Source organism: Novosphingobium sp. YAF33 (assembly GCF_052113265.1).
Classification (GTDB): domain Bacteria; phylum Pseudomonadota; class Alphaproteobacteria; order Sphingomonadales; family Sphingomonadaceae; genus Novosphingobium.
On sequence record NZ_JBFRCW010000003.1, the window covers coordinates 235,036 to 258,087 of the forward strand.

Sequence of the window (23,052 nt, forward strand, 5' to 3'; positions counted from 1 at the left end):
CTCCCTCACCGGATGAATTCTACGCGCGAGCACTTGTTGCCCTCGAAGCTGTAGACAGCGAGGACATCGAAAGGCTCGACGAGATCGGAACCGTCCGTGGCCGGCCCGCGCGTGACATGCTCGCGAAGGACGACGTAGTTGTCGGTCTCTTCGCGCGAAACGATCTCGGCCCGGTTTTCCGGCCACCTGGCGAAAGCCGTCTTGAGACCCGAGCGCGTACCTTCCCTGCCCTCGCGAACGACTGCGCCGCGATAGTTCGCTTCGCAGGCTTCGTCGGTCATGTAGGTCACGTAGAGATCGGCGTCCTGCGCATTGTAGGCGGCGATCATGGCCTCTGCGATGGCGAGACGGCTCAACGGTCGCACTCCCCGAACACCACGTCGATGGCGCCGAGAATGGCGGTCGCGTCAGGCAGCATGTGGCCCTTCGACATGAAGTCCATCGCCTGGAGGTGCGAGAAGGCGGTGGGGCGGATCTTGCAGCGGTACGGCTTGTTGGAGCCGTCCGACACGAGATAGACGCCGAATTCACCCTTCGGGCTTTCCGTGGCGACATAGACTTCACCGGCAGGCACATGGAAGCCTTCGGTGTAGAGCTTGAAGTGATGGATCAGCGATTCCATCGACTGCTTCATCTCGCCGCGCTTGGGCGGAACGACCTTGCGGTCATCGGAAGCGATCGGGCCTTCCGGCATTTCTGCCAGGCACTGCTTCATGATGCGAGCCGACTGGCGCACTTCCTCGACGCGGACCATGAAGCGGTCGTAGCAGTCCGAGTTGGTGCCGACAGGGATCTCGAAGTCCATGCGGTCATAGACATCGTAAGGCTGCGCCTTGCGGATATCCCAGGGAATGCCCGCGCCGCGGATCATCGGGCCGGAGAAGCCCCAGGCCAGCGCGTCTTCCTTGCTCACCAGCGCGATGTCGACATTGCGCTGCTTGAAGATGCGGTTGTCGACCACGAGGCTCATCGCGTCCTCGAACAGCGTCGGCAGGCGCGTGTCGAGCCAGTCGGCGATGTCGGTCAGCAGCTTGAGCGGCACGTCCTGGTGGACGCCGCCGGGGCGGAACCAGGCCGAGTGCATGCGGGCGCCCGATGCGCGTTCGAAGAAGTTGAGGCAGTCCTCGCGAATTTCGAACAGCCACAGGTTCGGGGTCATCGCACCCACGTCCATGACGTGCGAGCCGATGTTGAGCATGTGGTTGCAGATGCGGGTCAGCTCGGCGAACAGCACGCGCAGATACTGCGCGCGGATCGGCACTTCGAGGTTGAGCATCTTCTCGATCGCCAGGACATAGGAATGTTCCATGGCCAGCGGCGAGCAGTAGTCCAGGCGGTCGAAGTAGGGCAGCGCCTGGAGGTAGGTCTTGTGCTCGATCAGCTTCTCGGTGCCGCGGTGCAGCAGGCCGACGTGCGGGTCGATGCGCTCGATGATCTCGCCATCGAGTTCCATGACCATGCGCAGAACGCCGTGGGCCGCAGGGTGCTGCGGACCGAAGTTGATCGTGTAGTTGGTGATGACTTCATCGCCGGTGGTCGGCGACTGCTCGAGCTGGATGCTCACTTGTCGTCTCCCTTTTCGGACTTGTCGCCGGACGGCTGAGCGGCCTTGTCGTTCGCCTTGTCACCGGCGCCGGTATCGGCCTTCTTCTCGGTCGTCTTCGGTTCGGCCACGGGCGGCGGAGCCGGCTGCTGGGCAACCTTCTCGTCGCCGGGAAGCACGTATTCCGCGCCTTCCCAGGGGCTCATGAAGTCGAACTGGCGCAAGTCCTGGGCCAGCTTGACGGGCTCATAGACGACGCGCTTGTCCTCTTCGGAATAGCGCAGTTCGACGTAGCCGGTCAGCGGGAAGTCCTTGCGGAACGGGTGCCCTTCGAAACCGTAGTCGGTCAGGATGCGGCGCAGGTCCGGGTTGCCGGCGAAGATCACGCCGTACATGTCGAACACTTCGCGCTCGAGCCAGCCCGCGTTGGGCCACAGGGTGGTCACGGTCGGCACCGGCGTGTTCTCGGCAGCCGAAACCTTCACCATGAGGCGATGATTCTTCGTCACCGAAAGCAGCATGTAGACGACTTCGAAACGCTCGGCCCGCGACGGATAGTCGACGCCGGCCATTTCCATCAGCTGCTGATATTCGTGATGGTCACGCAGCAGGCGAAGAACGTTCTCGATCTGGTCGCGTGCAACGGTGAGCACGACTTCGCCGTGCTCTTCCTTGGCGGCGACGACCACGTCGCCGAGCGCGGCCGAAAGAGCCTCGATCACGCCGTCGTTCGAGGCGAACTTGGGGGCGGAATGCAGAACGGTCATCGTGCCCTTACCTCTCGAGCGTGCCGGCGCGGCGGATCTTGCGCTGCAACTGCATCACGCCGTAGAGCAGCGCCTCCGCGGTCGGAGGGCAGCCCGGCACGTAGATGTCGACCGGAACGATGCGGTCGCAGCCGCGCACGACGCTGTAGCTATAGTGATAGTAGCCGCCGCCATTGGCGCACGAGCCCATCGAGATGACGTACTTCGGGTCCGACATCTGGTCGTAGACCTTGCGGAGTGCCGGGGCCATCTTGTTACACAGCGTGCCGGCCACGATCATCACGTCCGACTGGCGCGGGGAAGCGCGCGGCGCGGCGCCGAAGCGCTCCATGTCGTAGCGGGGCATGTTGACGTGGATCATCTCGACCGCGCAGCAGGCGAGGCCGAACGTCATCCACCACAGCGAGCCGGTACGGGCCCACTGGAAGAGTTCCTCGGTCGAAGTGACGAGGAAGCCCTTGTCGGACACTTCCTGGTTGAGGTCCTTGAAAAAGGACTGATCGGGCGGCGTGATCGCGCCACCCTGGCTAGCGGCCGGAGCGAGAGGCTGACCGGCGGAATTGACGAGCGTGCTCATTCCCAGTCCAGAGCTCCCTTCTTCCATGCGTAGGCGAGGCCGATGGCCAGTTCGCCGAGGAACACCATCATCGTCAGCCATCCGGCCCAACCGGTCATCTTCAGCGAGACAGCCCAGGGGAACAGGAAAGCGGCTTCAAGGTCGAAGACGATGAAAAGGATCGCCACGAGATAGAAGCGGACGTCGAACTGGCTGCGCGGATCTTCGAAAGCGGGGAAGCCGCATTCGTACTCGCTGTTCTTGTCGGCGCTCGGGTTGTGGGTGCCGGTCAGACGGGCGACACCCATCGGCAGCAGCACGATCACCGACGAAAGCGCGAGTGCAATCGCGAGAAAGATCAGGATCGGCAGGTATTGTGACAGATCAGTCAATGGTTCTGGCCTCATACCGGATACGGCAGCCGGACTCATGCCAAAAGCAGTGCCCGGTCGTTGCGGGCGCTCTTAGGCCAGCCCCTCACCCTCTGCAAGGTGTCCGAAGGGAATAAATGGCTGAACTCTGCGGTGTTGCAAGTCGTTCGCAACAAGCACTGGAGGCGACATGCTTCGTTACCGTGCCGCATCACGGCGAAACCCGCAGAAGCCGCGAGATTGGCCAATTTCAATGGCAAAGACCCCCTTGAAGGCACCCATGCAAGTTTCTGCATTGCACTTGCGAAAATCGGCGCAATGAATGACCCCGAACCGCCACAGGGATGAAGCATGATCGTGCTTGTTCGGGCGGACTCGCCAATTGCAATTGGTGCAGTGCAACACTACGTCGTCTTCAAGGATACCTGATTTTCAACGCGTGAAAGGCATCATAATAATGGCCCAGATCTCGGCTTCGGACCCGATTGTCATTCTTTCCTACGCCCGCACCCCGATGGGTGGCCTGCAGGGCGCTCTCGCCGAAGTTTCGGCGACCGATCTCGGCGCAACCGCCGTCAAGGCTGCGGTGGAACGCGCCGGCGTTGCGGGTGAGGACATCGAACGCATCTACATGGGCTGCGTGCTGCCGGCCGGTCTCGGCCAGGCCCCTGCCCGCCAGGCCGCATTGAAGGCCGGCCTGCCGAAGTCGGTCCAGGCCACCACCGTGAACAAGGTCTGCGGCTCGGGCATGCAGACGGTCATCATGGGCGCGGAAGCGCTTGCCTCCGGTTCGCTCGACCTGCTGATCGCCGGCGGCATGGAATCGATGACCAATGCGCCTTACCTCTCGAAGAAGCACCGTTCGGGCGCCCGCGCCGGCCACGACACGTTTTACGACCACATGTTCCTCGACGGCCTGGAAGATGCCTACGAAGGCGGATCGATGGGCTCGTTCGCCCAGGTGACGGCCGACGAATACCAGCTCACGCGTGAGAACCAGGACGATTACTCGATCGAATCGCTGCGCCGCGCGCAGGAGGCGATCAACAACGGATCGTTCAAGGACGAAGTCGTTCCGGTCACCGTGAAGACCCGCAAGGGCGACATCGTGATCGACAGCGACGAGCAGCCGCCAAAGGGCAACCCCGACAAGATCCGCACCTTGCGCGCCGCCTTCGCCAAGGACGGCACGATCACCGCCGCCAGCTCCAGCTCCATCTCGGACGGTGCGGCCGCGGTCGTCATGACCCGCGCCAGCGTTGCCGCGGAAAAGGGCCTGACGCCCGTAGCCACCGTCGTCGGCGTCGCCGCTCATGCGCAGGAGCCTGCGAAGTTCACCACGGCACCGGTGGGCGCCATCACCAAGCTGATGGAAAAGGTGGGCTGGCAGCTCTCGGACGTCGATCTGTTCGAAGTCAACGAGGCCTTCGCCTGCGTGGCCATGTTCGCGATGCACGACCTGGGCATCCCGCATGAAAAGGTCAACATCCACGGCGGCGCCACCGCACTCGGCCACCCGATCGGCGCGTCGGGAACCCGCATCATCGTCACGCTCATCAACGCCCTCAAGGACAAGGGCCTGAAGAAGGGGGTTGCGTCGCTCTGCATCGGCGGCGGCGAGGCGACGGCCGTGGCGATCGAACTGGCCTGACCGTTCTTACAGCATAAAAGAAACCCCCGTCCTTGAGGCGGGGGTTTTCTTTTATGCCCAGCTGTTTACCGGCCTCATCTCAGGGTGCGCCCGCGCCCCAGAGCATCTCCTGCTCCACGAAACCCTTGTGCCCCTGGACATCGAAGGGGCACCATCCCTCCTTGCAGTCACCCAGCACGCCGACCACGCCCGATTCCATGCGCCAGAGCATGGGCGAACCGGAACTGGGCGCCGCATGCATTTCGACCAGAGCCTTGCGCCCAGGACCTTTCACCAGCGCCGAACGCTGGCGGGAGAGCAGGAGATCGCGCATCCAGCCTTTGGCGCCATCAGGGTCTTCCACGAGTCTCCACGGCCCTTCCCGCCGCAGCACTTTCACGGGCAAGTGGAGACGGCGATAGACCCAATCGATCTTGTAGGATTCACCCGGCCCCACGCGCAAGTTCGCGAGATCGGTATCCACCGAGGCCCAATAGGGCACTTTGTCGTCATCTGCCGCATGGGCAGCGCCGGCCAGGGTGCAGAGAGCGACTGCACAAGCGGCCAAAGCCGACTGTCGAACTTTTCGAGGAAACATGGTCATTTCATACCCTCTAGCCGCACAGGTCTTCAAGGTTTCTTACCCCAGCCCTGTGGACGGCCGGAAAGTGCGGAAGGCTTAAACTGTCGGATCGAAAACAGGTTGCCCGAGTTTGGTTCACAAATGTGATCGGGCGCTTTCAGCGGCAAATGACGATGGCTTTTTATTCCGTTATTTCAATGATTAGCCGAGCCAATCTCAGCGGATTTGCAAGATACCGCGGACATCCAATGCGCAATGAAACCAAGGCTTTCGGGACATTGCCCTGCCGGTGATACCTCCGATCTCTCGCGAACGATCGAGACCCATCCGAACAAGCCCGAGTCGGCTTTGCGGGAAATCCCTCAGGTACAACCCCTTGTGTGCAGCCAATTTGCTGCTTTAGACCGATTTCCGGCGCGCGACGATCCAGGCACGCCGATGGGGACAATCGATGACGAAGCGCGGGCTCTTGCCCTTTCTCGCTCTGCTGGCAGCCATGCCGGTGGCCGCCATGGCGCAGGATAGCCGTACCGACTTCGCCGACAGCGGCGATACGGCCTGGATGATCGCAGCAGCCTGTCTGGTGCTTTTCGCCGGCCTCGGCCTTGCCCTCCATAATTCCGGCAGCGTGCGAGCGGGTAATGGGCTTTCGGTGCTCATCCAGACGGCCGCGGTCTCGGCGGTGGTGACGCTGCTCTGGGGCCTGGTGGGATATACGCTTGCCTTCGGCGACATCACCGGCGGATGGATCGGTGGCGGCAATGCCTGGATGCTGATCGAGCTTGGCAACTTGCGGGGCGGAACCCGAACTGCCGAAAGCGCCTTCGCCCTGTTCCAGATCGCCGTGGCCGCGCTGGGGCCGGCTCTGATGATCGGAGCCTGGGCTGAACGTGCCCGCTTCGGCTGGGTAGTCACTTTCAGCGCGCTCTGGACCCTGGTCGTGCAGGCCCCGATTGCCCACTGGATCTGGGGCGGGGGCTGGCTCTCGCGAAATCTGGGTGTGCTGGACTGGGCCGGCGGTCTCGTGACCTTTACCAGCGCGGGTGTCTCTGCACTCGTCGTCGCCCTCCTCATGGGGCGCAGGCTGGGTTTTCCGGGTCAGTCGGGCAGACCGCAAAACCCGGCGCTCGCGCTCTCCGGCAGCGCGATCGTCTGGATCGGCGCTCTCGGTCTATGCGGGGGCTGGGCGGTTGCCGCCAATGACGATGCGGCGGCGGCGATGATCGCGGCCCACCTCGCCATCGCGGCCGCGGCCCTGACCTGGGCCGGACTAGAACGACTGTCCATCGGCCGGGTCACGGCCATTGGCCTGGGCAAAGGCGTCATAGCCGGCATGGCCGTCAGTGCACCCGCGGCAGGCTACATCTCACCTGGCGCCGCCATGCTTTTCGGCGTCATCGGGGCCCTGACCGGGTTTCAGACGCGCCGCCTGATCCGCGAGGCCCTCAACGTCGACGACACGCTGGATGTTTTCGCAGTGTCCGGAGCCTGCGGCATTCTGGGCTCGCTGCTGCTCGGAGTATTCCTTTCCCCGAGCCTCGGAGGCATCGGATATTTCGGCGACATGTCCATGAAAACGCAGCTTATTGCACAATTATATGCACTCACCGTCGTGATTTTCTGGTCGGGAATGGCGACGGCGATCGTTGCCCTCATGGCCTCCCTCCTCTTCCCGATGCGCGTGTCCGAAGACGCGGAGCTGGCCGGCCTCGACCTTGCCAGCCACGGTCACGGCGGAGAGCCGTTGTCCTGATGAAGGAGCATCCCCTTCACGCCATCGGGCGAACGCTTCGGCTGAGCCTTACCCCGACGGGACGCTCGCGGCGAAGCGAGGTATGGATCTACCTGCTGTCCGCCGCGCTCATCGCGGCGCTCCTTTCCGGTCTCGTGTCCTGGATCATGGAAGGCCCCCTCGCCTCGTGGATTGGCCTCGCACTGGTCCTTGTCTGCGCCCTGCCGGCACCGGCGGTTGCGGTACGGCGCTTCCACGATATCGGCCTCAGCGGTTGGTGGACACTGCCCCTAATGATCGGCGCGCTGCGCCTGCTGTTGCTGGAGATCCTCCAGCGCAGTCTCGGATGGAACGCCAGGGCAATGGCCGAAAGCATCTTCCACCGGGTGGACTGGGCGATTCTGCCCGCTTTCGGCCTTGCTTACCTCGCGCTGCTGACCTGGCCGGGAACCCGCGGCGACAATCGTTTCGGGCCGCGGGTGACGTAGCTCAACGGAAGCGCAATCAGTCGGGCCGCTTCGGCAAGGCAATCTCCGCCACGCCCGCGCACATGAGCGTGCCCTTCTGATTGGTCATCTTGTGCTTGACCTGCACCAGATGGCGTCCCTCGTCATCGATCATCGTATCGACCACTTCGGCGGTCTGAATGGTCACATCTCCCGAAAGTGCCGGGCCCCGGTAATTGGCCGTGGAGTGCACCACCATGCCCCATTCCCCGGCCCAGCCCGCCAGATAGTCGGTAACCCACGCCCCCATCGAGGCGCCATATCCGTAAGCCCGCGGCATGCCGATCTTGCGCGCATATTTCGGGAAGAGATGCCCACGCGACGGGCCGAAATAGGCACCATCCGTCAGTTCGGGATTGATCCGCTCCATGTGAGGATCGTTTTCATGCCCGGCCATCTCCGGTGTGAAGCCCAAGGCCGCAAGATCGAGTTCCCGGCGGTCGAGCGTCCCCCAGGTGGTGAACAGGAAGGAGCGCCATTCGGTCGTGAAGCTCGCAACCGTATGCGGGCCGAAGACGCGTTCGGGCAGATGGTCGCCCACTTTCACATCATCCCACCAGCGCTCCTTGTGGCCAAGCTCGTGCAACATCTGAATCCATGCGAACTTGCGGGCTTCGAGCTTCTCCAGTTCGTCGTCCGACCATTCCGGTTCCTCGAACTCCGCCGTGTTGACGGTGTCGCCGCCGGCATGGGCGAGGTAGCGGATGGCGGTCGAGCGCTGCTTGGCGATCAGTTCGCCGTTTTGATTGCGGTAGAAGTTGTCTCCGCGCTGGAAGCAGGTCGGCCCGAAACCGGTGCTTTTGACGACGTAATCAAAGGGAATGCGTTCATTGGTCACGACATCGCCGCCGAAGATGCGCGGGCCATAATGCCAGAACTCATCGCCGCCGAAGAGCAGGTGCGAATTCGGTATGCAGCCGACGCAGGAAGGTGCCGTGCCGTGGCCGTCGTCCATGACGATAGGAAAGCTTTGCGGCGCGACCAGCTTTCCGTAGCGGCTTTCAGCGGCATAGGCCGGGTCGAAGTGAACGAGATTGGGATAATGCATGGCCTGGGCCCAGCGGCGGATGTCGTTGTTTCCCAAGGGCTCGCGGATGGGCGACGAATCGATCACTTTGCCCAGATACTGGTCGATGTCCGAGCAATCGAATTCTGCCACGGCCTGATCCGATCCCTGGCCTGACGCTTGATTAGACATAAGCGGTTCCCTCTCCTGGTGGCCGCGTCTGCAGCCTTCCTGATCGACACTGCTGTCTATTACGTTCAAAAGCCACAGTCCGCGGTCTCATATCCTCCCGGCGTTGCAGCGCTTGAAGGGCATGACACGCCTCTCGACAGAGCTTCGGCGCGGCACTATGCCGGTTTAATCGATCGCTTAAACGGACTGAACATGACCTTGCCCGCGTCCTTCGACAGCTTGCGCCTTCCCGTGATTGCCGCTCCCATGTTCATCGTTTCGACGCCCGAACTGGTCGTGGCGCAAGTTCGTTCGGGCATCGTCGGCAGCTTTCCGGCGCTCAATGCTCGTCCCGCCAGCCAGCTCGACGATTGGCTGTATCAAATCAGCGAAGAAACAGAGGGTTATGACGCACCCTTCGCGGTCAACCTCATCGTCCACAAGAGCAACAACCGGCTGAAAGAGGACCTCAAAGTGCTGGAACGGCACAAGGTGCCTTTGGTCATCACCTCGCTTGGCGCCATTCCCGAGGTCAATGCGGCTGTCCATGGCTGGGGCGGCATGGTCATGCATGACGTCATCGATAACCGTTTCGCCCGCAAGGCCGTGGAAAAGGGCGCGGACGGGCTGATCGCGGTAGCGACCGGTGCAGGAGGGCATGCCGGCCCGCAGTCTCCTTTTGCCTTGATGCAGGAAATCCGCGCCTGGTTCGATGGCCCCCTGGCGCTGTCCGGTGCGATCGCTTGCGGCCGCTCCATTCTCGCGGCGCAGGCGATGGGCGCCGACTTCGCCTATATCGGCACGCCCTTCATCGCGACCCGCGAAGCCAACGCGGCTGAGGCGTACAAGCAGGCCATCGTCGACGGCACCGCGGGCGATATCGTTTATTCCAGCCTCTTCACCGGAGTCCACGGCAACTACCTTCGCGCATCCATCAAGGCTGCCGGGCTCGATCCGGACAACTTGCCGGAAGGCGACAAGAGCCAGATGGACTTCGGCTCCGGAGGAAACACGGCAGCGAAGGCCTGGAAGGATATCTGGGGGTCCGGCCAGGGCATCGGTGCTATCTCCAATGTCGAATCGGTAGCGGAACGGGTCGCCGAGTTCGAATCGCAGTACCGGGCTGCCGGCGAGGAATTGCGCAGCCGCTCCGGCATGGGCTGAACGATCGAAGGAATCGCACCGGGCTGCAGTGCCTGTTCGGTTCCCGACCAAAGCGCCTCGACCAGGGTGTCCAGCTCAAGGAAATCGGATTCCGCCCTGAGCGGATCGTTGCGATTGAGCAGCGGCCTAAGGGTCGATTGCCCAAGCAACAGTCGCCGTAAGGCGCGTTGCAGCAGTTCGATCCGCCAGCGCGCCACTTCCGTCGCGCGATCCGACTCCCGCGTCCGATCGCGCGACCATCGAGCCTCGATCTGGCCCAGACGCTCGCAGACAAGCTGTGTGTAACGGCGATGAGGTCCCCGATGAAGGGGCAGCCCCAGTCGCATTCCAGCCAGTTCAGAACAGGGAAGCAAAAGTCCGTTGCGGCGGAAGTCCTCGAAGCAGGTCCGCACCCCGCCGAGCGCCATGAAAAAGGGCTGAAAGCCCGGTCTGCGGGCTAGTTGCAGCGGGAGGAGGTGATGCCGTTGCAGCCCTTCGTCATGATCGGGCAGGCCCCGCCGGTTGACGGAGCGAAACGAAAGATGCCGTCTCAGGGGTGCGGCTGAAAATCAAGCTTGCCGCCAGACCCAAAGCTGCCGTCCCGCCCGGGAAGGCTCCAGAAGCAGCCGCCCTTTCGGCGTATCGATCTCGCGCGGTTCGGTGATCAAGCCCTGGCGAACGAGGTAATCCACGATCCGGATCGCCAGCTTCAGCGTTTCCGAGGGCGGCTCGCCCGCAGCCCCCTCCAATTGCATCTCGCAGCCCGAAAAGCGCGACAACCCGCGCGTTGCGATGCTGCCATCCTCGCCTCGCAGCAGCGCCGTCAGCCCGAGGGCGGGAAACGTACCGCCCGCAAGCCAATTCACAACGATCTGCGCGAAATAACGTGGCTCCATCACGGTTTGCGCCGATTGCCAGCCCACCGCAGCGACCGGCAGCTTCAGAGCGAGACTGGCAGCCAGTCCGGCCTGGGTCCGGATAACGGGCGGCAAGCCCGCACCGCCGGCGATATGTCGACCCGGGAGAAGATGAATCGCCTCCAGTTCCGTCATAAGCGGCGCGCGGTCGAAGCCATGGATCTGCACCGTGTCGCCGCTGGCCGCAGCGTCTGCGGGTTCAAGGCCGGTCAGCTCGAAAGTCAGCCCGCTGGCGAGCAGTTCCAGCCATCCCTCGTCATCGGCAGGCCGATGGGTGACCCTGGCCATGATTTCCCCGTTCGAGGCATCCAGCAAAGCCGCGATCGCGGCTGCGGTCGGACGCTCCCCGGGTCGGAAAAAGAGCGAGACACCGTTGCCCGGCGCGGCGTGCGCCAACTCCATGTCCCCGGGTGCCGGATCGGCCGCATGCGGATCGTGGTTCACACCATCTTCCGGCGCGGTCAGACAAGTCGTGTTCTGTTCCAAGATGCTCAGCTCGTTCGTTTTCAACGTGAACGATAAGGACGCAGTTCAGAGCGAACGTCGAGTCTGTTTACTAACTGATGCAACCAAAACGGTTTCATCTTCAGAAGATACCGAGGTCCAATCCTTCCGCAAATGCGGATCCAAGGTTTCGACAGGCATCGAGGTCTACCTCCGAAACGGTCTTTTCCGCGCGGATCTCCTCCATCGTCTGGGCACCGAGATTGACGATCAGCGACTCCGCCACGCGCTTGAGCCTCCAACCGGTCAGGATCCTGTCCATTTGCGAGAGCGCGCCGGCCCCGTCCGATCCGGCAGATATTGCCGTGGCGTAAGGGCGGCCTTCGACCCTGCCGAGCATGGGATAATAGCAGCGGTCGAACATTTCCTTCATCTGCCCCGTCATGCTTCCCAGGTTTTCCGGACAGACGAAAACGTAGCCCCTGGCGCCCAGCAGAATGGCGGGCATGGCCTCAGCCGCGGTGAGCAGCACGCCCTGTTCGCCCGCGCCCTGCGCGACGGCGGCCGCCATCGCACGCGACGCACCGGTGCGGCTGTGCCAGATTATCGCCAGCATCGAACCCTCTCCTCTTCCAATCGCCTCGCTGCCCTTTTCCCGGCTCGCCGCATAGTCTAGTCGGATCGCCATGGCTTCGCGACCTGTTACTTCCGTACTCGGCATCGATCGTTCGCTCACCGGCAAGGCCTGGCGCTGGCGAGGCGGCAACATGGACTTGTCCGAGGGCACTTCCGGCTATTCCGGCGGCGGGCTGGAGGACGACATCGTCACCCAGATCCTGCTGTCACGCGGCGTCCCGCGCGAGGATCTCGATCGACATCGGTCGCCTTCGCTGCGCTCTTTCCTGCCCGATCCCTCCGAGTTCCGCGACATGGATGCCGCTGCCGAACGGCTGGCGCAGGCGGTGATGACGAGCGAGACCATGACCGTCTACGGCGATTACGACGTGGACGGCGCCACCAGCGCGGCGCTGCTGATTCTCCTGCTGCGCGGGCTGGGTCACGACGCCCGCTACTACATTCCCGATCGCCTGCTCGAAGGCTATGGCCCCAGCGGCGAGGCGCTCGTCCGCATTGCCGGTGAAGGTTCCAGCCTGATCGTCACGGTCGATTGCGGCGCCATGGCCCATGAGGCGCTGGAAATGGCGCACCAGGCCGGCGTCGACGTGATCGTGGTCGATCACCACAAGTGTGCGCCTGAGCTTCCCCGGGCAACCGCGCTGGTCAATCCCAACCGCCTCGACGAGAGCGAACTCGCGGCTGGACACGGGCATCTCGCCGCCGTTGGAGTCGCCTTCCTGCTTGCCGTGGCCACGGTTCGCACCTTGCGCCGCCGCGGATTCTTCGAGAAGCGCAGCGAGCCGGATCTCTTCGCCCTGCTCGACCTAGTGGCGCTCGGTACCGTGGCTGACGTGGCAGCCCTCCACGGGCTCAACCGCGCCCTCGTGGCCCAGGGCCTCAAGGTCATGGCCCGGCGCGACAACATCGGCATGGCCGCCCTGATCGACGCAAGCCGCCTGAGCCGGGCGCCGACGTGCTCCGATCTGGGCTTTGCCCTGGGCCCGCGTATCAATGCCGGCGGCCGCGTCGGCGAATCCACGCTGGGCGTACGCCTGCTGACGACCACCGATCCCGACGAGGCGCAGGACATCGCCGCCCAGCTTTCGCGCCTCAACGACGAGCGACGCGGCATCGAGCAAGTGGTTCAGGAAGCCGCAGAGGCACAGATCGAGCGCCAGCATAACCGCGCCGTCATGGTTCTCTCCGGCGCCGGATGGCACCCGGGCGTCATCGGCATCGTCGCCGGGCGCATCAAGGAGAAGACGGGCAAGCCCACCCTCGTCATCGCCATGGATGCCGACGAGGCGGGAAATGGCAAAGGCTCCGGCCGCTCCATTCCCGGCGTCGACCTGGGCGCAGCCATCATCGCGGCCCGCCAGGCCGGTCTTCTGGTGGCGGGCGGAGGCCATGCCATGGCCGCGGGCCTCACCGTCGCCCCCGACAAGCTCGAGGCGCTCTCCGAGTGGCTCGACGCTCTGCTGGCGGCCGATGTGTCGCGAGCGAGCGCCAACCAGTCGATGTTGCTGGATCTGGCGCTGGCGCCGCGTGGATTGACGCCTGAACTCGTAGAGAAACTGGAAAGCGCCGGCCCCTTCGGTATGGGCTGGCCGGGGCCGAGAGTGGCGGTGGGACCCGTGCACGTCATCAAGGCCGACACGGTCGGTGCCGATCACGTTCGCCTGATCGTCGGTGGGCAGGATGGCGGCCGGTTCAAGGCCATGGCCTTCCGTTCGGCGGAAACCGAGATGGGGCAGGCCCTCCTCCACGCGTCACAAGGGCGCCGCCTCTGGCTGGCGGGACGCGCCAAGATCGACGACTGGGGCAGCCGTCCGCAGGCCGAACTGCACATCGACGACGCGGCCTTCGCCGGCTGAATTGTGCAGCGCCCGTCCCCCGCAAAGCCGCCGCTTCGCCGGCTTGTCATAGAGAGTTCAAATTATTCGCGATGAGGGGGTTGACCCCCCTCCGGACCCCCGCTAGAGGGCCGGTCCTGCCTCCGGCGCAACACCGATTGGCCCCTTCGTCTAGCGGTTAGGACGCGGCCCTTTCACGGCTGAAACACGGGTTCGATTCCCGTAGGGGTCACCATCTCGTTGGTGCGTCAAGGTGGATAAAATGGCTTCATGGCCCCTTCGTCTAGCGGTTAGGACGCGGCCCTTTCACGGCTGAAACACGGGTTCGATTCCCGTAGGGGTCACCATTTACATCCGCCTTCCAGCGGTACATGCTGGCCATATGGCCCCTTCGTCTAGCGGTTAGGACGCGGCCCTCTCACGGCTGAAACACGGGTTCGATTCCCGTAGGGGTCACCAGCAGATTTCGGGCCAGAGCCCACTTCCCCCTTCTCTCCGACATTGCCGATATATCAGCGACATGCGCGCCAGCCAGCGGTTCTGTTGGCCTGATCGAGATGAAGATGATCCGCGTGGGCGGCGTTGTAGTCCGGCGAGAGCACCGTCGAAAACGCATTGCAGGCCGAATCGCGCACGGCGTGGAGAAAGGCCGCGGCTTCGACCGAACCCTTCCAGTCCTTGCGCACACTCAGCCGCCTGCCATCCGCCAGCACGAACCCCGAAATGTCGATGGCATTGCCGGTGGCATGTTCGCTCCAGTTGCCCTTGGTGCCGTTGCCTATGCGGCGGCAGTTATATGTGCCGAGTTGCTCGATCCTGACTACCCTGCTGCCAAAGATCGCCTCCGCCTGCGGCTGGACGCCGTGTCGCAGCCACCAGGCCAGACCGGCATCGACGGCGCAAGTGGCCTCTGGGCGGGACGGAGAGAGCCGGATCTCGGCGGCTGCGGGGGCGGCCAGCACCTTGCGATCGTCGCGCCGGCAACTGTCGCTGCCGGTGGGCGCCAGGGCCGTCTTGTCGATGCCACTGCGATCCAGAAAGGCACGGCACAAGCCCCGGTCCGCGCGCAGGGCTGAGAGCTTTCGCGGGGTGGCCCAACCCGGTTGTTCCTCCAGGCTCAGGGGCGTCCAGGGGTCGTAGCCGGGATGTTCGCGCAGCCACGCCCGCCCGGCGAGCAGCAGGCAGACCACCAGAAGCGCAGCGACGATGAAACGGTCGAATGGGAAGGACATTCCTCGCCCAACGCATGGGAGGGGCGCTTGCTCCGGCCGGGCCTCAGTCCATCAGCGCGAAGAGCGCCCAGGCCAGCGCCGTTGCACCGCAGAACAGCGGCCAGGACCAGTAGAGTTCGTGGCCCTGGTAGAAGGTATGAGTGATCGCAAGCATGCCGCCGCGCGATCCCTGGGATCCGATGACGAGAGAAACGACCCAGGTTAGCAGAAACCCTGGAATCAACGCCTTGATGGCCGACATGGATGGTGTCCGGTTTTTGAATAAGCCTGTCGGGATTTTGGCAGCGACAGGTAAATTTCCTCCTACTGGGCGGCATGGAGGTGCTGTGGACAATTCCGGCAAAACCGGTGCATCGCCGGTGGAGAATGGGCGGAAAACCTGTGTGATGCGCACAAAAAAAGGGGAGCCGATCTGGCTCCCCTTTTTCTTTTTCAGTTGCCGCGGCCTCCGCTCAGACCGGCGGCACCGGCTGGGGCGGCGCGTCGCTGTCGACCTCGTGGGTTTCGATCAGTCCGCGTCCGACATGGCTGCGCGAACGGCTGTAGCCGTAATAGACCAGAAGGCCGAGCATGGCCCAACCGACGAACAGCGCGATGGTCTGCACCGAGAGGCTGAAGAACAGATAGATGCAGCCAATGATGGCCAGGGGCGCCGTCACCATGATGGCCGGGGTCCGGAACGGGCGCTTGCGTGCGCCGTCGGTCTTGCGCAGCACCATGACCGCGATCGAAACTGCTGCGAAGGCGAAGAGCGTGCCGGAGTTCGACACGTCTGCCAGCAGGCCGACCGGGAAGAAGGCTGCAAACAACGTCACGAACAGGCCGGTCAGCAGCGTGATGACGTGCGGCGTGTGGAAGCGCGGGTGCACCTTCGAGAAGAACTCGGGGAGCAGGCCGTCGCGGCTCATCACGAAGAAGATGCGGGTCTGGCCGAACATCATCATCAGGATGACCGAGGGCAACGCGATGATCGCGGCGGCGCCCACCAGCCAGCCCACGAAGGGATAGCCGACCTGGCGCAGGGTCCAGGCCAGCGCTTCCTTGGAGCAGACCACGGCATTTTCATGGATTGCCGCACAGGCTTGCGAAAGCTCGGGCGTTCCCGGCGACAGCGCCTGGCCATTGGCGCCGAACACCGGCTGCGCGCCAACGGTACCGATCACGCCCGACGCCACCAGCATGTAGAAGATGGTGCAGATCGCGAGGCTGCCGATCAGCCCGATCGGCATGTTGCGTTGCGGGTTGGTGGTTTCCTCCGCGGCCGTCGAGACGGCGTCGAAGCCGACATAGGCGAAGAAGATCGAGGCTGCGGCGCTGGAAATGCCCGTGAAGCCAAGCGGCGCAAAAGGCGTGAAGTGACCCGAGCGGATGATCGGAATCGTCAGGGCCACGAACAGGGTAAGCGCCAGGATCTTGATGCCCACGAGCACCGCGTTGACAGTGGCGCTTTCCTTGGTGCCCTTGATGAGCAGCGCCGTCACCGCCGCCGCGATCAGCATCGCCGGCACGTTGATGATGCCGCCGTCGAACGGCCCCCGCACGAAATCGTACGGAATATGCATGCCGAAGCTGCTGTTGAGCCACCCGATGAAATAGCCCGACCAACCGACCGAAACGGCGCCCGCGGCAATGGCATATTCCAGAATGAGCGCCCAACCGACCATCCAGGCGACCAGTTCGCCCATCACGGCATAGCTATAGGTATAAGCGGAGCCGGATACGGGCACCATGGCTGCCATCTCGGCGTAACAAAGCGCGGCCACACCGCAGACGAAGCCCGCGATGACGAACGAGAACATCATGCCCGGGCCTGCCTTCTGCGCGGCTTCCGCCGTCAGAACGAAAATGCCCGTGCCGATGACGGCGCCGATGCCAAGCATCGTCAGTTGGAACGCGCCCAGCGTCCTGTGAAGTGATTTCTTTTCCGCTGTCGCCAGAATGGCGTCGAGCGGCTTTACGCGTCCGAACATTGCGGTCGACCCCCGAATTTCTATATGCGCCGACGCTAGCGGGCTGCGGCGGCATGGCAAGCCTTAACGCTATCGGCTCCCCAGCTTTACGGAGATTGTTCCGCTTTGGCCGCAGTCTGGCCATGACCATCGCCTTGTTCCGATGCGCCGCAACGAAAATGCGCTTTTGCGCATCATCCAACCCGCGCTAGAAGCGAATCCATGTCTACGACCTTCCAGCTCGACACCGCGACCAGTCGCGCCAACCCCACGCCCGCGCCCATGAAGCGCCTGACCGTACCTGCCATCCAGCGCCGCAAGGTGGAAGGCAAGACCGTGGAGCCGCTGGTGATGCTCACCGCCTATACGGCGCGCCAGGCCCAGCTTCTCGACGAACATTGCGACGTGCTGCTGGTGGGCGATTCCCTGGCCCAGGTGATCTACGGGCTTCCCTCCACCCTTCCCGTCACTCTTGACATGATGATCGCTCATGGCGCCGCCGTCGTGCGCGGCAGCTACCATTCGCTTGTCGTCGTCGACATGCCCTTCGGCTCCTATGAGGAAAGCCCGCAGCAAGCCTTTGCTTCCGCAGCAAGGATCATGGCCGAAACCGGCTGTGCGGCCGTCAAGCTGGAGGGCGGCGTCGCCATGGCCGAAACCATCGCTTTCCTCACCCAGCGCGGCATCCCGGTGATGGCGCATATCGGGCTGACCCCGCAGGCGGTCAACGCACTGGGCGGTTACGGCGCGCGTGGACGCAGCCAGGAAGAGCACGCCAAGATCATCACGGACGGCAAGGCCGTAGCGGACGCCGGCGCCTTCTCGGTCGTGGTGGAGGGCGTTCTCGAGCCGATCGCCATCTCGCTCACCCATAGCCTCGACATTCCGGTCATCGGCATCGGCGCTTCGGCCCAGTGCGACGGACAAGTCCTGGTGGCCGAAGACATGCTGGGCATGTTCGACCGCGTGCCCCGTTTCGTGAAGCGCTATGCCGACATGGCCGGGCTCGTTTCCGAGGCTGCCGCGAAATATGCCGAGGAAGTGCGCGCACGCAGCTTCCCCGGTCCGGAACAGACTTATCAACCGAAGTAAGCCGGCCCCCAGAACGGAACCGGCCTGACCCCGGCCGGCACCGACGCCGGCAATCAGTTCTGCAGGTCGTACTGCTTGAGCAGATCGTAAAGCGTCGGCCGGCTGATCCCCAGCATCTTGGCCGTGCTGGAAATATTGCCTTCGCTGCGCGCGAGTGCATGGCGGATGACCTTGCGGTCTGCCTGCTCGCGCGCGGTCTTGAGGTTGAGCGCGTTGATCACTTGCTCGTCGGGAGCGGCCAGGTCGAGATCGGCGGCGCCCACCAGCTTTTCGTCCGCCATGATGACGGCGCGCTTCACCCGATTCTCCAGTTCGCGTACGTTGCCCGGCCAGTGCCAGGCGTCGATCGCCGCCAGCGCATCGGCAGCGAAACCGCGCACGCTGGGGTTCATTTCCTTGGCGTATCGGTGGAGGAAAGCCTTGGCGAGCAGGGTGGCATCGCCGGGCCGCTCCGCAAGGCCGGGAATGCGCACCACGATCTCGGCCAGGCGGTAGAACAGATCCTCTCGGAAGCGCCCTTCCCCGATCATGGCTTCGAGATCCTGATGCGTGGCGCAGACGATGCGCGTGTCGACCGGAATCGATTCGCGCGAGCCGACCCGCTCGATCACGCGCTCCTGCAGGAAGCGCAGCAGCTTCACCTGCAACTGGAGCGGGATGTCGCCCACTTCGTCCAGGAACAATGTCCCGCCGGCCGCCTGCTCGATCTTGCCCGGCGTGGTCTTGACCGCCCCTGTAAAAGCGCCTTTCTCGTGGCCGAACAGTTCGCTTTCGAGCAGGTTCTCCGGGATCGCGGCGCAGTTGATGGCCACGAATTCGCGCTTGGCACGTCCGCTGGCCTCATGGAGGCCGCGCGCCAGCAGTTCCTTGCCGGTGCCGCTCGCGCCGAGCAGCATGACCGAGACATTGGTGTTGGCCACCCGCTCGATGGTCCGCCCCACGCGGACCATTTCGGGCGCCGCGGTGATCAGCCTCCCGAGCACTTTTTCATCCTTCTCGACCCGCGAGGCGAGGCGGCGGTTTTCCTCCTCGAGCCGGTGAAGCTGAAGGGCGCGGCGCACGATCAGGCCAAGGGCGTCAATGTCGACCGGCTTCTGGTAGAAATCGTATGCGCCGCGCGCGATCGCCTGAAGCGCGGATTCGCGGGCGCCATGGCCGGATGCGACGATCACCTTGGTGTCGGGCTTCAGCGCCATGATCTCGTCGAGCACGGCAAAGCCTTCGGTCGTGCCGTCGGGATCTGGCGGCAGGCCGAGGTCCAGCGTCACCACGTCGGGCGTCTCGGCGCGCAGGAGCGCCAGCGCCGAGGTCCGGTCGCCGGCAACGACCACGTCGAAATCCTCATAGGCCCACTTGAGCTGCGCCTGAAGACCGGCATCGTCCTCGACGACGAGGAGCTTGGGTCGGGTCTCGGTCATTCTCAGGCTACCTTCTGGTCCTTGTCAGTGCGATTGAGGTACATGTCGGTGGCCGCGGCCAGCGGTATGCGAACGATGAAGCGCGATCCCAGCCCTTCCCGCGATTCCACGTCGAGCCGGCCCTTCATCGCCTTCACCAGTTCGCGCGCCTCGAAGGCGCCGATGCCGAAGCCGCCGCTCTTGGTGGAAACGAAGGGCTTGAACAGCCGGTTGCGGACGAATTCGGCCGACATTCCGGTGCCGGAATCGGCCACTTCGAAGCGGGCGCTGAGGCCGTCCACGCGGATGGACAGGATGACCGGGCTCTCGGGCCGGCTGGCGTCCAGTCCATTCTGCACCAGATGGACCAGAACCTGTTCTAGCGAATGGGCATTGGCCGTGGCGACAAGGTCCTGGACTTCGCCCAGCACGACTTGCCGGTGCCCGTTGAAGCGGGCGACCACGCTGCGGGCGACATCCGCGGCACACACATCGTGCAGCCGGTCCACGCCGCCCGCCCCATAGCGCGAGAGGCGCGCCAGCAGGGCATTGAGCTTGTCCGAGGAATTGCGCAGCGTGACAAGCATGTCGGCGCGAAACTCGGGCTTGTCGGCATGAAGCTCGGCATTGCGCGCGAGTAGGCTGAACTGGCTGGCCAGGTTCTTGATGTCGTGCATGACGAAGGCGATGCGGCGGTGGAAATCCTCGAACCGGCTCGATTCCGCCAGGGCTTCCTGGCTGGCGTGCTCGGCCAGATAGCTGGCGAGTTGCTGGCCGATCACCCGCAGCAGATCGAAATCCTCCCAGTCGAACTTGCGCGCCATCGCCGGGCGCGCCAGCACGACCATGCCGACGAGCCTTTCGTAATGCACCAGCGGAACCAGCGCCCAGGCGCGGCGCTCGGCGATGAGCCAGTCGGGAGCGGCGATCTCGAAACCCTCGGCGACGACGCCTGCGCGCACCTCGTCGAGATCGGCGATATAGCAGGTCTGCTCGAACGGTCCGAGCGCGGCGAGCGGGTAGGCCAGGGCCGGCACATCCACTTCGGGCCAGTTCCAGCGGGCAGCGAGCATGAGATCGCCCTGCTCGTCCGGGCACAGCAGCAGGCCGGCAGGGCTGTAGGTGATATCCGCCAGGGACTGCACCACGCGCTCGCTGAGCGGGAGGGTCTCGTCATCGTTCTTGCCGATGGTCCGGGTGAAGCGCAGCCATTCCTCGCGGTAGTCGTAGCGGTGCTGGAAGAAATGCTTGGCGAGAATGACCTTGAGCCAGCTGCGCACGCGCCGCGAGGGCAGCACCACGAGGGCTATCGCGCTGGCGAACGTGAGGAAAGCCATCTCGATCAGCCGCGCGAAATCGCCGCCCGCATAGGACAGCCACTGCGCGACCGACACCATGGCGACCAGATAGACGCCGATGACGAGCAGCGAGAAAGTCTGGAACGTGACCGCGCGCGAAGGTTTGAGCCGCAATTCGTCGCGGTTGCGCGACGCGGTCAGGGCAAAGCAGCCCGCCAGCACGATTGCCGCGATGCCGCGCAGCGCCGCGATTTCGCTCGGCCAGCTTCGCGCGAGATAAGCCACGGTGTAGAGGTTGAGGTCGAAGGACCAGAGGACCGCCAGCCCGATTGCGGGCCAGCGCAAAGCCGGTCGCACTTCGCGCGGTGCGCCCGCGTAGAGGTTGTGTACCAGCACCAGCCCGCCCACGGTGACCAGCAGGCGCAGCATGACCTCGATCTCGAACCCCAGATTGGCGAGGCCGCCCTTCACCGAGAGGTAAGTCAGGGCCAGCGTCATGCTGAGGTGCAACGTCTCGACGAAAGCCAGCGCGAAGATCACCGGCCGGATCGGCGCAAGGCTGGAATGACGCCCATCGCCCGCGAAAAGCCGGTAGATCGCCACCAGCCATGCGAGATTGCGGATGCTCTCCGCGAAGGAGGCGAACATAGGAACTTCGGCAGTGAGGCCTACGGCCGCGGCGATGCACCAGCCCGCCGTCACCAAAAGCGCTGCGACGACCGCGCCTCCGGCTCCCGCCAGGCGCCCGCGACGAGGCCAGAGCCAGAGCGCCAGGCTGGCGACGGCAATGGCGCCGGTCAGGTCGAATGCGATCCCTGCGGTCGTCCAGAAATCCAGGCTGCGGGCCGCGCTCATCGCGCGCCTTCGCTCCACAGGACCACGCGCAGCGTCTGGAGAATGATCAGCAGGTCCAGAAAGGGCGTGTAGTTCTTGGCGTAATAGAGGTCGTATTCCAGCTTATGGCGGGAGTCCTCTATGGAAGCGCCGTAAGGATAGTTGATCTGCGCCCAGCCCGTGATGCCCGGCTTCACCATGTGCCGCTCCGCATAGTAGCGCAGCGCATCCTCGAGTTCCGCGACGAACTGCGGGCGTTCGGGACGCGGGCCGACGAAACTCATCTCGCCCTTGAGCACGGTCCAGGCCTGGGGCAGCTCATCGATGCGGACCTTGCGAATGAAACGCCCGACGCGGGTAACGCGCGGGTCGTCCTTGGAAGCCCACTGGGCGCCGGCCACTTCGGCATCGGTTCGCATCGAACGCAGTTTGATGACGTCGAAATTCTCACCGAACAGACCCACCCGCTGCTGGCGGTAAAATGCCGGACCGCGGCTGTCGATCTTCACCAGCAGCGCGAACAGCAGGATGATCGGCGCCGTTACGCATAGCGCCACGGCGCTGGCGACGATGTCGAACAGACGCTTGGCGACGCTGGAGATCATCCGTCCCGAAGAGAATCCGTCGGAAAAGATCAGCCAGCTCGGATTGACGGTGTCCAGATCGACCCGCCCGGTTTCGCGTTCGAGGAAGCTGGAGAACTCGTTGACATGCACCCCCGTGGTCTTGATCCGCAGCAGGTCCTTCAGCGGCAGCGCGTTGCGGCGCTCCTCCAGCGCAAGGACCACTTCGGTAACGCCCAGATTGTCCACGAAGCGGGTGAGATTGTGGATGGCGCCGCGCGAGATGGCTTCCTCCACCACCGGCGCGCCATCGCTCATGGCCACATAGCCGACGATGACGAAGCCGCTTTCAGGCCGCTCCGCCAGGTCGCGCAGACGCTGTGCGCGATCGCCCGCCCCCAGGACGAGCACGCGGCGGCGGAAGGCCGAAGTGCCGAGAAATCCGCCCAGGACGAGGCGATTGGCTGTCAGCAGCACGATGGCGAACGCCATCGAATAGGCGAGCGTGGAGCGCCAGAAGTTCTGCGCGGCGAACAGGAAATCGACGAAGGAAAGCGCGATCACGCCCAGCGAAATCGCCACGAGCAGTCGCGCCGCCGCGAAGCGCATGGAACGCAGGGCCTCCGCGCCGTAGACGCCCACGGCCACCATGGACAGCGAGATGACGACCGCGAAGCCGGCGTGAAGCCCGATCCGGTCGACGAGACTGCCCAGCGCCATCCCGATCTGCCCGGCGCGCAGCCGCCAGGAAAGCTCGTTCGCCCCCAGCAGCAGGAACATGTCTGCCAGCCACAGCAGGGCCACGGCATGCGGGATGTAGTGTTTGAACAGACGAATCATCGTCGCG

The 23,052-nt window shown here is 64.1% G+C and carries 20 protein-coding genes, 3 tRNA genes and 1 pseudogene; 9 read left to right on the forward strand and 15 right to left on the reverse strand.

Going from position 1 to position 23,052, the window contains the following annotated elements; all coding sequences use genetic code 11:
- Positions 1 to 5 precede the first annotated feature (5 nt).
- From AB4Z00_RS08270 to AB4Z00_RS08290, 5 genes are read right to left on the reverse strand one after another with little or no spacing between them, the layout of a single operon-like run.
- The gene (locus tag AB4Z00_RS08270) at positions 6 to 356 is read right to left on the reverse strand and encodes a nuclear transport factor 2 family protein (RefSeq protein WP_442045589.1); all 351 of its coding nucleotides are present in this window, start codon (positions 354 to 356) and stop codon (positions 6 to 8) included.
- Positions 353 to 1,564 (reverse strand): NADH-quinone oxidoreductase subunit D, encoded by a 1,212-nt coding sequence (locus AB4Z00_RS08275; RefSeq protein ID WP_132262562.1) that lies wholly within the window; start codon positions 1,562 to 1,564, stop codon positions 353 to 355. The genes AB4Z00_RS08270 and AB4Z00_RS08275 overlap by 4 nt, the downstream gene beginning before the upstream one ends.
- Complete coding sequence (locus AB4Z00_RS08280; protein ID WP_442045590.1) at positions 1,561 to 2,310, reverse strand: NADH-quinone oxidoreductase subunit C; 750 nt, start codon at positions 2,308 to 2,310, stop codon at positions 1,561 to 1,563. Before AB4Z00_RS08280 ends, AB4Z00_RS08275 begins: the two co-directional genes overlap by 4 nt.
- A 7-nt stretch (positions 2,311 to 2,317) precedes the next feature.
- Positions 2,318 to 2,887 (reverse strand): NuoB/complex I 20 kDa subunit family protein, encoded by a 570-nt coding sequence (locus AB4Z00_RS08285; protein WP_132262559.1) that lies wholly within the window; start codon positions 2,885 to 2,887, stop codon positions 2,318 to 2,320.
- Positions 2,884 to 3,258 (reverse strand): NADH-quinone oxidoreductase subunit A, encoded by a 375-nt coding sequence (locus tag AB4Z00_RS08290; RefSeq protein WP_132262557.1) that lies wholly within the window; start codon positions 3,256 to 3,258, stop codon positions 2,884 to 2,886. The genes AB4Z00_RS08285 and AB4Z00_RS08290 overlap by 4 nt, the downstream gene beginning before the upstream one ends.
- A 436-nt stretch (positions 3,259 to 3,694) precedes the next feature.
- Between AB4Z00_RS08290 and AB4Z00_RS08295 the strand changes: the two genes are divergently transcribed.
- On the forward strand, positions 3,695 to 4,888 hold the full coding sequence (locus tag AB4Z00_RS08295) for an acetyl-CoA C-acyltransferase (protein ID WP_442045591.1): 1,194 nt from the start codon (positions 3,695 to 3,697) through the stop codon (positions 4,886 to 4,888).
- A gap of 79 nt (positions 4,889 to 4,967) precedes the next feature.
- Here AB4Z00_RS08295 and AB4Z00_RS08300 read toward each other — a convergent pair whose 3' ends face one another.
- Positions 4,968 to 5,471: an SH3 domain-containing protein gene (locus tag AB4Z00_RS08300; protein WP_442045592.1), complete on the reverse strand. Its 504-nt coding sequence runs from the start codon at positions 5,469 to 5,471 to the stop codon at positions 4,968 to 4,970.
- Positions 5,472 to 5,901: 430 nt separating this feature from the next.
- Between AB4Z00_RS08300 and AB4Z00_RS08305 the strand changes: the two genes are divergently transcribed.
- Together AB4Z00_RS08305 and AB4Z00_RS08310 are read left to right on the forward strand one after the other, a co-directional pair.
- Positions 5,902 to 7,203, forward strand: coding sequence for an ammonium transporter (locus AB4Z00_RS08305; protein ID WP_442045593.1), 1,302 nt, complete (start codon positions 5,902 to 5,904; stop codon positions 7,201 to 7,203).
- Positions 7,203 to 7,670: a DUF805 domain-containing protein gene (locus tag AB4Z00_RS08310; protein WP_442045594.1), complete on the forward strand. Its 468-nt coding sequence runs from the start codon at positions 7,203 to 7,205 to the stop codon at positions 7,668 to 7,670. Before AB4Z00_RS08305 ends, AB4Z00_RS08310 begins: the two co-directional genes overlap by 1 nt.
- Positions 7,671 to 7,686: 16 nt before the next feature.
- Here AB4Z00_RS08310 and AB4Z00_RS08315 read toward each other — a convergent pair whose 3' ends face one another.
- A complete protein-coding gene (locus AB4Z00_RS08315; RefSeq protein WP_442045595.1) occupies positions 7,687 to 8,886 on the reverse strand; it encodes an FAS1-like dehydratase domain-containing protein in 1,200 nt (399 codons plus the stop codon).
- Positions 8,887 to 9,078: 192 nt separating this feature from the next.
- Between AB4Z00_RS08315 and AB4Z00_RS08320 the strand changes: the two genes are divergently transcribed.
- Positions 9,079 to 10,029 (forward strand): NAD(P)H-dependent flavin oxidoreductase, encoded by a 951-nt coding sequence (locus tag AB4Z00_RS08320; RefSeq protein WP_442045596.1) that lies wholly within the window; start codon positions 9,079 to 9,081, stop codon positions 10,027 to 10,029.
- 200 nt (positions 10,030 to 10,229) lie between these two features.
- Here AB4Z00_RS08320 and AB4Z00_RS08325 read toward each other — a convergent pair.
- The 3 genes and pseudogenes from AB4Z00_RS08325 to AB4Z00_RS08335 form a co-directional block, all read right to left on the reverse strand.
- A pseudogene (locus AB4Z00_RS08325) lies at positions 10,230 to 10,562 on the reverse strand (AHH domain-containing protein); the annotation flags it as partial.
- 15 nt (positions 10,563 to 10,577) lie between these two features.
- On the reverse strand, positions 10,578 to 11,411 hold the full coding sequence (locus AB4Z00_RS08330) for a hypothetical protein (RefSeq protein ID WP_442045597.1): 834 nt from the start codon (positions 11,409 to 11,411) through the stop codon (positions 10,578 to 10,580).
- Between the two features lie 100 nt (positions 11,412 to 11,511).
- Positions 11,512 to 11,985 carry a flavodoxin family protein gene (locus tag AB4Z00_RS08335; protein WP_243840820.1) on the reverse strand — a complete coding sequence of 158 codons (474 nt, stop codon included), beginning with the start codon at positions 11,983 to 11,985 and terminating at the stop codon, positions 11,512 to 11,514.
- A gap of 70 nt (positions 11,986 to 12,055) precedes the next feature.
- Between AB4Z00_RS08335 and recJ the strand changes: the two genes are divergently transcribed.
- The 4 genes from recJ (at position 12,056) to AB4Z00_RS08355 (ending at position 14,299) form a co-directional block, all read left to right on the forward strand.
- Positions 12,056 to 13,861, forward strand: coding sequence for a single-stranded-DNA-specific exonuclease RecJ (gene recJ, locus AB4Z00_RS08340; RefSeq protein WP_442045598.1), 1,806 nt, complete (start codon positions 12,056 to 12,058; stop codon positions 13,859 to 13,861).
- A 139-nt stretch (positions 13,862 to 14,000) separates the two neighbouring features.
- A tRNA-Glu gene (locus AB4Z00_RS08345) sits at positions 14,001 to 14,075 on the forward strand.
- Positions 14,076 to 14,112: 37 nt separating this feature from the next.
- Positions 14,113 to 14,187, forward strand: a tRNA-Glu gene (locus AB4Z00_RS08350).
- 37 nt (positions 14,188 to 14,224) lie between these two features.
- Positions 14,225 to 14,299: transfer RNA gene (locus tag AB4Z00_RS08355), tRNA-Glu, on the forward strand.
- Between the two features lie 53 nt (positions 14,300 to 14,352).
- Here AB4Z00_RS08355 and AB4Z00_RS08360 read toward each other — a convergent pair.
- Together AB4Z00_RS08360 and AB4Z00_RS08365 are read right to left on the reverse strand one after the other, a co-directional pair.
- Complete coding sequence (locus tag AB4Z00_RS08360; protein ID WP_442045599.1) at positions 14,353 to 15,072, reverse strand: extensin-like domain-containing protein; 720 nt, start codon at positions 15,070 to 15,072, stop codon at positions 14,353 to 14,355.
- A gap of 452 nt (positions 15,073 to 15,524) precedes the next feature.
- Positions 15,525 to 17,042: an amino acid permease gene (locus tag AB4Z00_RS08365; RefSeq protein WP_132262539.1), complete on the reverse strand. Its 1,518-nt coding sequence runs from the start codon at positions 17,040 to 17,042 to the stop codon at positions 15,525 to 15,527.
- Between the two features lie 201 nt (positions 17,043 to 17,243).
- Between AB4Z00_RS08365 and panB the strand changes: the two genes are divergently transcribed.
- Positions 17,244 to 18,113 (forward strand): 3-methyl-2-oxobutanoate hydroxymethyltransferase, encoded by an 870-nt coding sequence (gene panB / locus AB4Z00_RS08370; RefSeq protein WP_132262537.1) that lies wholly within the window; start codon positions 17,244 to 17,246, stop codon positions 18,111 to 18,113.
- 53 nt (positions 18,114 to 18,166) lie between these two features.
- Here the strand turns inward: panB and prsR are convergent, their stop codons facing one another.
- Genes prsR through AB4Z00_RS08385 form a run of 3 tightly spaced genes read right to left on the reverse strand, consistent with a single transcriptional unit; the run spans position 18,167 to position 23,045 of the window.
- On the reverse strand, positions 18,167 to 19,531 hold the full coding sequence (prsR, locus tag AB4Z00_RS08375; RefSeq protein ID WP_134092814.1) for a PEP-CTERM-box response regulator transcription factor: 1,365 nt from the start codon (positions 19,529 to 19,531) through the stop codon (positions 18,167 to 18,169).
- A 2-nt stretch (positions 19,532 to 19,533) separates the two neighbouring features.
- Positions 19,534 to 21,663 (reverse strand): XrtA/PEP-CTERM system histidine kinase PrsK, encoded by a 2,130-nt coding sequence (gene prsK / locus AB4Z00_RS08380; protein WP_442045600.1) that lies wholly within the window; start codon positions 21,661 to 21,663, stop codon positions 19,534 to 19,536.
- Complete coding sequence (locus AB4Z00_RS08385; protein WP_132262531.1) at positions 21,660 to 23,045, reverse strand: TIGR03013 family XrtA/PEP-CTERM system glycosyltransferase; 1,386 nt, start codon at positions 23,043 to 23,045, stop codon at positions 21,660 to 21,662. Before AB4Z00_RS08385 ends, prsK begins: the two co-directional genes overlap by 4 nt.
- Positions 23,046 to 23,052: the final 7 nt, after the last annotated feature.